The sequence below is a fragment of the Bradyrhizobium sp. CCBAU 51627 genome (assembly GCF_028128765.1).
Lineage (GTDB): Bacteria > Pseudomonadota > Alphaproteobacteria > Rhizobiales > Xanthobacteraceae > Bradyrhizobium.
Genome location: NZ_LBJG01000005.1, coordinates 25650 through 36753, shown reverse-complemented (window position 1 = coordinate 36753; position 11104 = coordinate 25650). Strand labels below are relative to the sequence as shown.

Annotated in this window: 9 protein-coding genes and 1 riboswitch; of the genes, 2 read left to right on the top strand and 7 right to left on the bottom strand. The window is 64.9% G+C overall.

Annotated features, from left to right (window positions below; genetic code table 11):
- Positions 1-6: 6 nt before the first annotated feature.
- The 5 genes from XH88_RS02335 to XH88_RS02315 form a co-directional block, all read right to left on the bottom strand.
- Entirely contained in the window at positions 7-930 is a 924-nt protein-coding gene (locus XH88_RS02335; RefSeq protein ID WP_271613810.1) for an ABC transporter permease, read from the bottom strand.
- Complete coding sequence (locus XH88_RS02330; RefSeq protein ID WP_271613809.1) at positions 927-1868, bottom strand: ABC transporter permease; 942 nt, start codon at positions 1866-1868, stop codon at positions 927-929. The genes XH88_RS02335 and XH88_RS02330 overlap by 4 nt, the downstream gene beginning before the upstream one ends.
- 11 nt (positions 1869-1879) lie before the next feature.
- Positions 1880-3481 carry an ABC transporter substrate-binding protein gene (locus tag XH88_RS02325; protein ID WP_271613808.1) on the bottom strand — a complete coding sequence of 534 codons (1602 nt, stop codon included), beginning with the start codon at positions 3479-3481 and terminating at the stop codon, positions 1880-1882.
- A gap of 237 nt (positions 3482-3718) precedes the next feature.
- Entirely contained in the window at positions 3719-5188 is a 1470-nt protein-coding gene (gene hydA, locus XH88_RS02320; protein WP_271613807.1) for a dihydropyrimidinase, read from the bottom strand.
- 60 nt (positions 5189-5248) lie between these two features.
- Positions 5249-6181 carry an N-carbamoyl-D-amino-acid hydrolase gene (locus XH88_RS02315; RefSeq protein WP_271613806.1) on the bottom strand — a complete coding sequence of 311 codons (933 nt, stop codon included), beginning with the start codon at positions 6179-6181 and terminating at the stop codon, positions 5249-5251.
- 365 nt (positions 6182-6546) lie between these two features.
- Here XH88_RS02315 and XH88_RS02310 point away from each other — a divergent pair, with 365 nt between their 5' ends.
- Positions 6547-7680 carry an MFS transporter gene (locus tag XH88_RS02310; protein WP_271613805.1) on the top strand — a complete coding sequence of 378 codons (1134 nt, stop codon included), beginning with the start codon at positions 6547-6549 and terminating at the stop codon, positions 7678-7680.
- Between the two features lie 52 nt (positions 7681-7732).
- Here the strand turns inward: XH88_RS02310 and XH88_RS02305 are convergent, their stop codons facing one another.
- Positions 7733-9166 carry an NAD-dependent succinate-semialdehyde dehydrogenase gene (locus XH88_RS02305; RefSeq protein WP_271613804.1) on the bottom strand — a complete coding sequence of 478 codons (1434 nt, stop codon included), beginning with the start codon at positions 9164-9166 and terminating at the stop codon, positions 7733-7735.
- 8 nt (positions 9167-9174) lie between these two features.
- A riboswitch (cobalamin riboswitch) is annotated at positions 9175-9401 on the bottom strand.
- A gap of 72 nt (positions 9402-9473) precedes the next feature.
- Between XH88_RS02305 and XH88_RS02300 the strand changes: the two genes are divergently transcribed.
- Positions 9474-10046 (top strand): histidine phosphatase family protein, encoded by a 573-nt coding sequence (locus XH88_RS02300; protein WP_271613803.1) that lies wholly within the window; start codon positions 9474-9476, stop codon positions 10044-10046.
- On the opposite strand, the gene cobT is transcribed toward XH88_RS02300, so the two are convergent.
- On the bottom strand, positions 10047-11099 hold the full coding sequence (gene cobT / locus XH88_RS02295) for a nicotinate-nucleotide--dimethylbenzimidazole phosphoribosyltransferase (RefSeq protein ID WP_271613802.1): 1053 nt from the start codon (positions 11097-11099) through the stop codon (positions 10047-10049).
- Positions 11100-11104: the final 5 nt, after the last annotated feature.

Sequence of the window (11104 nt, the reverse complement as noted above, 5' to 3'; positions counted from 1 at the left end):
GGCTCGTCAAAGACGCTTGGCCATGCGCGGATCGAGCGCATCGCGAAGTCCGTCGCCGAGCAGGTTCACGGCGAGCACGGTGACGGAGAGGAATGCTGCCGGGAAGAACACGATGTAGGGCTTGACCTGCCACAGCGCGCGGCCCTCGGCCATGATATTGCCCCAGGACGGAATAGTCGGCGGCGTGCCGGCGCCGATGAAGGACAGGATCGCCTCGGTGATCATGGCACTGGCGCAAATGTAGGTCGCCTGCACCAGCATCGGCGCGACGGTGTTGGGCAGGATGTGGCGCAGGATGATCATCGGCGTGCGCGTGCCGCAGGCGACTGCCGCATCGACATAGGGCTGCTCGCGCAGCGACAGCACTACGCTGCGCACGAGGCGCGAGACGCGCGGGATTTCGGCGACGGTGATGGCCAGGATGACATTGCCGACACTGCCGCGCGTCAGGGCCATCAGGGCGATCGCGAGCAGGATCGGCGGGATCGACATCAGCCCGTCCATGAAGCGCATCAAGATGCCGTCGGCCCAGCGGACGAAGCCCGAGACGAGGCCGATGGCAAGACCTGCGGCGGATGCGAGCATCGCAACCGAGAGCCCGACCGTGAGTGAGACCCGCGCGCCGAACAGCACGCGTGAGTAGATGTCGCGGCCGAGCACGTCGGTGCCGAACCAGAATGCCGCCGACGGCGCTCTCGTGCGCTTGGCCGGCGCCAGGGCCGTCGGATCGACCGTCCAGAGATACGGCGCAAAGATCGCGATCAAGACCAGCGCCAGCAGCAGCGCGCCGCCGATCGCAACGGTGGGATGGCTGCGCAGGAAGCCAATGAAACCGCGCCGGATCGTGACGGGCCGGAGGACATCCGGCAGCTGCGGCGCCAGCACGAGGCCGGCGGGGAGCGCCTGCGGATTGACGGTCGTGTCGGTCAATAGCGGATCCTCGGGTCAACGAGCGTATAAGTGACGTCGATCATCAGATTGACGAGGACGTAGACGAAGCTGAACAGCAGCACGATGCCCTGGATGACGGGATAGTCGCGGCGCAGGATTGCATCGATCGTGAGACGGCCGAGACCGGGAATCGCGAACACGCTCTCCGTCACGACCGCGCCGCCGATCAGAAGCGCGATGCCGATCCCGATCACGGTCACGATCGGCACCGCCGCGTTCTTCAGCGCATGAATGAACAGGATTCCGCCCTGCCCCAGACCCTTCGCCTTTGCGGTGCGAATGTAGTCCTGCTGCAACACTTCGAGCATGGCCGCGCGGGTGATGCGCGCGACCAGCGCGATATAGACGCAGCCGAGCGCGATCGCCGGCAGGATCAAATTCTCCAGCCAGGGCCAGAAGCCCTCCGTGAGCGGCGTATAGCCCTGCACCGGGAGCCATTCGAGCTCGAGCGCGAAGACATAGGCAAGCATGTAGCCGACGACGAAGACCGGCAGTGAGAAGCCGAACACCGCAAAGCCCATGATGACCCGATCGATGAAGCTGCCGGCCTTCCACGCCGCCAGAACGCCGAGCGGCACCGCGACCACGATCGTCAGCAGCAGCGTGACCATCATCAGCGACAGCGTCGGCCCGAGACGCTGCCCGATCATCGCCGAGACCGGCAGGTTCGTGAAGATCGAGGTGCCGAGATCGCCGTGCAGGATGCGCCAGACCCAGCTTCCGAACTGGATCAGGAACGGACGGTCGAGGCCGAGGCTCTGGCGGATGCGCTCCACATCCTCCGGGCTCGCCTGGTCACCCGCGATCACCACGGCGGGATCGCCCGGCGCGATGTAGAGCAGGCTGAACACAAACAGTGCAACAATCGCCATCACCGGCAAGGTGGCGAGGATGCGCCGGAGGATATAGGAGAGCATCTGGCCTCAGATCATGCGGTCTTCGATACGCCCCAGAAGAACGGCAGCGGTCCCTTGGTGATGCCCGAGACGTTCTTGCGCCAGGCGGTGTAGGTCAGGAAGAAGCCGGTCGGCGCGTAGACGACATCATCAAGCGCCGCCTTGTTGAGCCGGCCGACCGCAGCCTTCTCCTCGTCCAGGTTCTTGGCGTCGAACCAGGCCGTGACCTCCTTCTCGGTATTGGGACTGTTGGGCCAACCGAACCAGGCCTTGTCGCCATTGGCGCGAATGGCGGTATAGGGCGCGGGATTGATGCAGTCCGCGCCCGCATGCCAGGTGTGGAACATGTTCCAGCCGCCCTGTCCCGGCGGCGTCTTCTGCGCGCGGCGGGAGCCGACCGTGCCCCAATCGGTGGCGACGAAGTCGACATTCATGCCGAGCTTCTTGAGAAGATCGGCAGTGACATCGCCTTGCGCCTTGGTGATCGGCTGGTCCTGCGCAACGAGGCAGGTCACCGGCTGGCCGGAATAGCCGCTCTCGGCGAGCAGCTTCTTGGCCGCGCCGAGATCGCGCTTGCCCTTGAGGATCTCGCCGCCCATCTCGCTATAGAGCGACGTACCGGGCGTGAAGAAGCCGGGCAGCGGCTTCCAGAGTGCATCGTCGTCGCCGACGATGGCGCGCATATAGTCCTCCTGGCTGAGCGCCATCAGCACCGCGCGCCGTGCCCGCACGTCGTTGAACGGCGCGAACAGATGGTTCATGCGGAACGAGCCGATATTGCCGAGGGGATCGCCGATATCGACGCTGATGTTCTTGTTGCTCTTCAACACAGGCACCAGATCGGCGATCGGGTTCTCCCACCAGTCGACCTCGCCGTTCTGCAAGGCCGCGGCCGCCGTCGCCGGATCCGGCATCACCAGCCACTCGACCCGATCGACCAGGATCTGCTTGCCGCCGGCAAGCCACGACGCCTTCTCCTGCCGCGGTACGTAATCGGCGAACTTCTCGAACACCGATTTGGCGCCGGGCACCCATTCGCTCTTGGCGAACTTCATCGGCCCGGAGCCGACATAATCGGAGATCTGCTTGAACGGATCGGTCTTGGCGATGCGTTCGGGCATGATGAAGGCACAGGGCGAATTGTTCTTCGCCAACGCATAGAGCATTTTCGGGAAGGGCTGCTTCAGGACCCACTTGAAAGTGCGGTCGTCGACGGCAGTCAATTCCTGCTGGATCGCAAGGATCATCAGCCCCATCGGATCGCGCGCGGCCCAGCGGGAAAGGCTCGCGACGACGTCCTTGCTCAACACCGGCTCGCCATCGTGGAATTTGAGCCCCGGACGCAGCTTGAACGTCCAGGTCTTACCGTCGTCGGTGGTCTCCTCGGACTCGACCATCTGGCGCAGCGGCTGGAGCTTGGCATCGACGCCGTACAGCGTGTCCCAGACCAGGGCCGCGGCATTGCGCACGACATATTGGGTGCCCCAGATGGGATCGAAATTGGCGAGATTGGCCTGCGGCACGAAACGCAGGGTGCGCGCCGCTGTCCCCTGGGCAATCGCCGGGGCCGATAGGCCGGTCAATGCCAGACCGCCCGCGCCGGCCAATCCCTTCAATACGGTCCTGCGATCCATGAAATCCTCCCAGTAGTGCCGTGATGCCGGCCGTTCATTGGCCAAGGGCAGGTGAAACCGAGCCCATTTGCGTGCAAATGGTATGCCAGCCACCGGACCTTCGCCGGCGGGTTCTCATCGGCTGTTGGCCGTCGTTGCGCAGCAGCATTGGCCCGACCGCAGCCAGAGAGCACTCAAGGGTTTAGCCCGCTCGCAGAGCTCCCATGGGTGACGATCTTCATCGCGCCCCCTCCGCGGTCACAGCAGTTTTGCTCCGAAATTCCGCTCAGGATCCATGTCTGCCACGAGGCGGCCGGTCGGCGTCGCCGCCCCGCCGCCGCTGCGCGCCAGGAATTTTCCGCTTCCGGCGCTCGCGAGACATTTATCTCCGTCGATGATCAACCGGCCGCGCGACAGCACCGACACCGGCCAACCCTTCAGCTTGCGGCCCGCGAACGGCGTGTAGCCCGCAAGATCGTGCATCATCTCGTCAGCGATCGTGGTTTCGCGATGGGGATCCCAGATCGCGATGTCGGCATCGGCGCCGACCGCGATCGAGCCCTTGCGCGGATGCAGATTGTAGATTTTCGCGGGCGCCGTCGCGGTCAGCTCCACGAATTTCTCGAGACCCAGCCGCCCCTTCGCCACCATCGCATCGAACAGCAGCGGCAGCCGCAACTCCAGTCCCGGCAGGCCGTTCGCGACCTGCTTGAAATTCGGGTTCGGCCCCGCCCTCAGCTTGCCGGTCTCGTCATAGCGATATGGCGCGTGGTCCGACGAGATGGTCTGGAGATCACCGAGCGACAGCGCCTGCCACAGCGCTTCCTGGTCGGCATGCGTGCGCGGCGGCGGGCTGCACATCCACTTGGCGCCTTCGACACCGGGCTTGTCGAGATCACCAGCCGTGAGGAACAGATATTGCGGACAGGTTTCGGCGAAGACCTTGAGCCCCTGCCCGCGCGCGTCACGGATCACCTTGGCGCCTTCGGCCGTCGAGACATGGAAGATCATGATCGGCTGGTCGATCAGCGCGGCCATGCCGATCAGGCGGGTGAAGGCCTCTGCTTCCGACACGCGGGCGTGACTGACAGCGTGGTATTTCGGCATCGTGTAACCGCGCGCGAGCAGACGCTTCACCATCCAGGCGATGATGCCGTGATTTTCGGCATGGGCGCACAACATCGCGCCGGACTGGCGAGCAGCCAGGAGAATGTCGAGCAGCGGCTCGTCGTCCACCTTGAGCCGGTCATAGGTCATGAAGATCTTGATCGAGGCGTGCCCCTGCTTGACAAGCGCCGGAATGTGCTCCTCGACCGTCTCTTTCGTCGCGTCCGCGACGATCATGTGAAAGGCGTAGTCGATGACCGAGCCTTTCCTGGCCAGCGCGTGATAGTCCTCCACCACCTGCGGCAACTTCATGCCGACATGCTGGGCCGCGAACGGGATCACCGTTGTCGTGCCGCCGAAAGCGGCGGAGACCGTCGCGCTCTCGAAGGTATCCGCATTCATGATGCCGGCCGCCGACAGCTGCTCGATATGCGCATGACTGTCGACACCGCCGGGCAGCACGAACTTGCCGCGCGCATCGATCTCGCGCCTGCCCGGCGGAAGGCCGCGACCAATGGCCGCGATGGTCTCGCCGGAGACCGCAACATCGGCTTCGAACACATCCGTCGTGGTCGCGACGCGTCCACCGCGGATGATCAGGTCGTAGGTGGGTTCAGTCATGAGGCACTCCATGATAGGCTCGAGCGAGATGATCGCCAGTTTGCAGGAAGGCCATCGGCGTCACTTCTCCGGCGGCGGCACCGCGCCGGTACGGCTGGTGATCAGTCCGTAATGCTCGATGCGGCGATGCGCGGCAAAGTTGAAGATCGTGGTCTTGCCGAAGGTCGTGGCGTCGAGATCGCAAGCGTGGACCAGAAGCTCGTCGTCCTCTGTCCTGGCTTCAGCGACGATCTCGCCATTGGGATCGACGATCAGGCTGCCGCCGGACAGCGGATGGCCATCCTCGATGCCGGCCTTGGCGACGGCGACCGCCCAAGTCGCATTTTGATAGGCACCGGCCTGCACCGAGAGACGGTTGTGAAACAGGCGCTTCTCGACGCCCTCTTCGCTTCGTTCCGCATTCACCGACGGCGTGTTGTAGCCGATCAACACCATCTCGACGCCTTGCAGACCCATGACACGATAGGTCTCCGGCCAGCGGCGGTCGTTGCAGATGGCCATGCCGATGATGCCGCCAAGCTCACGCCAGACATTGAAGCCGAGATCACCCGGCTCGAAATACCGCTTCTCCAGATGCTGGTGCGAGCACTTGCTGTCATAGTCCGCATGGCCCGGCAGGTGGACCTTGCGATATTTGCCGACGATGTTGCCTGATTTATTGGTCAGGATCGCGGTGTTGAAATGGTGGCCGTCAGGCGTCAGCTCGGCATAGCCGAAATTCATCGCGATTCTGTGCTGTGCCGCGCGCTCGAACAGCGGCCTGGTCGCGGCGTTCGGCATCTCGCGCTCGAACCAGATGTCGAATTCGGCCCGGTCCTCAACGTACCAGCGCGGGAAGAACGTCGTCAGCGTCAGTTCCGGATAGACGATCAGGTCGGCGCCTTTTGCTTTCGCTTGGTCCATCAGCGCGATCATGCGCTTGACCACGGCCTCGCGACTGTCGGCCTTCTGGATCGGCCCCATCTGGGCGGCGGCCACATTGACGATACGCATCAGCGGGTTCCTGATTTTGGCAGCTTTTCTGGCGAGGCTTGAGGATTTCAACTTCAGGGGCGTGTCGGCGCACGCAGCATAACGCAGCCTCGCGCCGGTATTCCAGCCAAGCAGCTTTCATGCCGCGCATCCCCCTTCGGCGTCCCACAAAAGCCGAACGGCTATGCAGGATCGTCAGAAACGGGATGAAGAGGAAATACTGCTTCGCTGTGCACTCGCAACGACAGCGCGACGAACGACATCATCATGATACAAATCGTCAACTCACGGCTTCGCCGAGACTCTGGCGTTCGCTTCCGGTTGATGATTTAGATCCCACCCCTGCCTGCGATCGCGCGCTGCATCCCCCTTCCGGAGTTTCATCGATGACCTCAGCCGACCGGCCGGCGACGCGGCTGGCCACGCGTCTCTCGTTCCTGGTCGCCGGCTTCGGCATCGCCTGCTGGGCGCCGCTGGTGCCGTTCGCCAAGGAGCGGCTCGCGGTCGATGATGCGGTCCTTGGCTTGCTGCTGCTCAGCCTCGGCATCGGATCGGTCGTCGCGATGCTCGCGACGGGCATTTTGAGCGCACGCCATGGCAGCAGGCCGATCATCATCGTGGGTGGAATTGGTCTTGCGCTGATCTTGCCCCTGCTGGTCCTCGCCGGCACGCCCGTGACATTGGCGCTGACACTTCTGGCATTCGGCGCCGCGCTCGGCTCCATCGACGTCGCGATGAACATCCACGCCGTCGAGGTTGAACGCGCGGCGGGAAAACCGCTGATGTCGGGCTTCCACGCGCTCTTCAGCATCGGCGGTTTCGCCGGGTCCGCGATCATGACGGGGCTGCTGTCGTTTCATCTTGGACCGCTCGCGAGCGCTCTGATCTGCTCCCTGCTGATGCTGATTGCGATGGCGCTCGCTTGGCCGCGCCTGCTGCGGTCGGCGCAGGTTCAGGAGGGGCCGCTGTTCGTGCTGCCACACGGCATCGTGCTGTTGCTCGCGCTGCTGGCGGCCATCACCTTCCTGATCGAAGGCGCCGTGCTCGACTGGGGCGCGCTCCTCGTTATCGGCAAGGGCCTCGTCAGCGAGGCGCGCGGCGGGCTCGGCTACATCGTGTTCTCGATCGCGATGACCGCCGGTCGGCTCGGCGGCGACGTCGTGGTCGCACGTGTCGGCGACCGCGCAACGCTGGTCGGGGGAAGCCTGCTTGCCGTCGCGGGACTTGCAGTTCTGTTGCTCGCCCCGAGCGCGGCCATTGCCATCGCCGGTTTCCTGCTGATCGGCCTCGGCGCGTCGAACCTCGTGCCGGTGTTGTTCCGCGGCGCCGCCAGGCAGACCGCGATGCCCACGGGGCTTGCGGTGGCGTCGATCACCACCGCCGGCTATGCCGGTGTTCTGGTTGGCCCCGCGGGCATCGGTTTTGTCTCCCATGCCGCCGGGTTGCCTGCGGCATTCTGGATGCTCGCCGCACTGATGTGCCTCGTCACGCTATCCGCGGGTGCTGTCACTGCAAAATAGAAGAGCGCGCCACGGCATGCCGTGACGCGCCCTGCAATGAGTCGCGCGCGTTTTACGCGCTCGCCTGGGTCACGAATTTGGTGTTGAGATAGCCCTCGATCGCTTCGAGGCCACCTTCGGAGCCGTAGCCGGAATCCTTGATCCCACCGAACGGCACTTCCGGCAGCGCGAGGCCGTGATGATTGATCGACACCATGCCGCTCTCGATGTCGGCGCCGATCGCCTGCATCATCTTGGTCGAGGTGGTGTAAGCATAGGCCGCAAGGCCGTAAGGCAGGCGATTCGCCTCGGCCACCACTTCGTCATAGCTGCGGAAGGAGGTGATCGGCGCCAGAGGGCCGAACGGCTCCTCGTTCATGATGCGGGCCTCGCGCGGCACGTCGGTGATGACGGTCGGCTCAAAGAAGAAGCCCTCATTGCCGATACGCTTGCCGCCGGCCTGGACCTTGGCGCCGCGCTGGACCGCGTCGGAGACAAGACCTTCCATCGCGTCGACACGGCGCGGGTTGGCCAGCGGGCCCATGCGGGTGTCCTTGTCGAGGCCGTTGCCGACCTTGAGGCTCTTCGCCGCCGCGACGAACTTGTCGACGAAGGGCTGGTAGACGCTTTCGTGCACCAGGAACCGAGTCGGCGAGACGCAGACCTGACCGGCATTGCGGAACTTGTTGGCCGACAAAATCTTCGCGGCGTTGTCGAGATCGGCATCCGCGAACACGATCGCCGGCGCGTGGCCGCCGAGTTCCATGGTGACGCGCTTCATGTGCAGGCCGGCGAGCGCGGCCAGATGCTTGCCGACGGCGGTCGAGCCGGTGAAGCTGATCTTGCGGATGATCGGGTGCGGAATGAGATATTCGGACACTTCCGACGGGACACCGAACACCAGCTGGACCACACCGGGCGGAATGCCGGCGTCGGCATAGGCGCGCACCAGCTCCATGCAGCTCGCTGGGGTCTCTTCCGGCCCCTTGACAATGATCGAGCAGCCGGCCGCGAGCGCGGCCGAGATCTTGCGGACTGCCTGGTTGATCGGGAAATTCCAGGGCGTGAACGCGGCAACCGGGCCGACCGGCTCCTTGGTCACGAGCTGAGAGACGTTGCCCATCCGCGGCGGCACGATGCGGCCATAGGCGCGGCGGGCTTCCTCGGAGAACCAGTCGATGAGGTCGCCGGCCAGCATGGTCTCGCCCTGGGCTTCCACCACCGGCTTGCCCTGCTCCATGGTCATGACAGGGGCGATCTCGGCGGCGCGCGAGCGGATGATGTCGGCCGCTTTGCGCATCAGCTTGTAGCGGTCGAACGGCGAGGTCTTGCGCCAGACTTCGAAGCCCGCCTTGGCAGCTTCCAGCGCACGGTCGAGATCCGCCTTCGAGGCGTGCGGGGTCTTGCCGATCGGCTGGCCGGTGGCGGGATTGAGGATGTCCTCCGACTTGCCGGAGGTGCCGTCGGTCCACTCGCCGGCGATGAACATCTGAACTTTCGGATACATCCTGATTGCCTCCTTACATGATTTCGGCGGCCCGACTTTCGGCCGCCGCTTAGGTGGGCGCAGAGCTACACCGAAAGACGGGCGGCGGAAAGGGATCTATCGTCATCGTCGCAGCGGGAACGGGTCGGATTCACCGCTTGCAGTTGCGGGGGCAGTTGCGGCATTGGGGACAAATTGCCCGCACCGCATTCCCTTTTCATCCCCTTTCGGGGAAACCGTCATCGCCATCTAGGATGACGGCAAAGACGGAGTCAAAGTGCCAGACGCGACGATAAGCCACGGCGGCCAACTTCCCTGGGAGATTTGCATGGAAGGCGAGACCTTCCTCTGGCTGATACGGCATGCCCCCGTCGACGGCATTGCGGGCACCATCCATGCGGCTGAAGCGCCGGCCGACCTCGGCGATCGCGCGCAACTGGAGGCGCTGCGTCGGTGCTTGCCGCGCGATGCCGCGAGCTATGCGAGCCCGGCGCGACGCACCGTCGAAACAGCCCGAGCGCTCGGGCTCGAACCCGAGTTGGTGGGCGAATTCGGCGAGCAGAATTTTGGCGACTGGACCGGCCGTCGGCACGACGAGCTCGCCGCAACCGGTGGCGAGACCTATGCGCAATTCTGGACAGATCCGGCGCGCGGCCGGCCGCCCGGTGGGGAGAGCTTTGAAGATCAGGTCGCGCGCGTCAGGCTCGGCCTCGCACGGATCGGCGCGGGTCCGGCAACGCTGCTTGTGCATTCCGGCACGATCCGCGCGGCGCTCTGCATCGCGCTCGATCTGACGCCACAAGCGGCCTTACGCTTCGTGATCAATCCGTTGTCGCTGACCCGGATCGACCGGCTCACGACCGGCTGGCGTGTCGCCTCGGTCAATCAGCGCGTGACCTGATCAGGCCGGCCGATCCGGCACATTGGCCTGTGCAAAGGTCGCCATGTCGTTGTGGAGCCCGCAGGCCGATCGCACCAGCGGCAGCGCGATCGCAGCACCCGACCCCTCGCCGAGCCTGAGATCGAGGCTGATCAGCGGCTGCACGTTCAATGCGCGCAGCACCAGCCGATGCCCCTGCTCCGCCGATTGGTGTGACGGCAGCAGGAACGGGCGGCACGATGGGTTCAGCCGCGCCGCCGCTAGCGCCGCAACCGACACGATGAACCCGTCGATCAGCACGGGGATGCGCGCCTGCGCAGCCGCAATGATCGCGCCTGATATCGCCGCGACCTCGAGACCGCCGACGGCGCACAGGATCTCTTCGGGCGAAGCACCCGCCAAGCCGTGACGCGCAATCGCGGCCTCCACCACACGCGCCTTGTGTGCACGGCCCGCCACATCGACGCCGGTGCCGCTGCCCGCGATCTCCTCAGCGCTGACGCCGAGCAGGCTCGCTGCGATCGCGGCCGAGGTCGTGGTGTTGCCGATCCCCATCTCGCCGAAGATCAGCAGATCGGGCTGATTGGCCTCTGCACGCGCGACAGCGCGTCGTCCGGTTTCAAAAGCAAAAGCCAGCTCGGCGGGCCTCAGCGCAGCCTCAATGCTGAAATCGCGCGTGCCGTGACGCGGCTTGTCGGTGACAACGCCCGGCATCTCTTCCTGCGCCAGCGTTCCGGCATCGACGACCTCGAGCGTCGAACCAAGCTGGCGCGCCAGCACCGAGATCGCAGCGCCGCCGGCGGCAAAATTCGCCATCATCGCGATGGTGACGCCTTGCGGATAGGCCGACACACCCTGCGCAACAATGCCGTGATCGCCGGCGAAGACGATGATCGGCACGCGTGCGGCGCGAGGGCGTTCGGTCGCCTGCAAGCCGGCAAGCTCGATCGCGAGCTGCTCGAGCCGGCCGAGCGCACCCGTCGGCTTTGTCAGTTGTCCCTGCCGCGCGATCGCCGCCTCGCGATGAGCGGCAGAGATCTCGGGGCATTTCTGGGTGACCCATTCAGGGAGCATGCTGC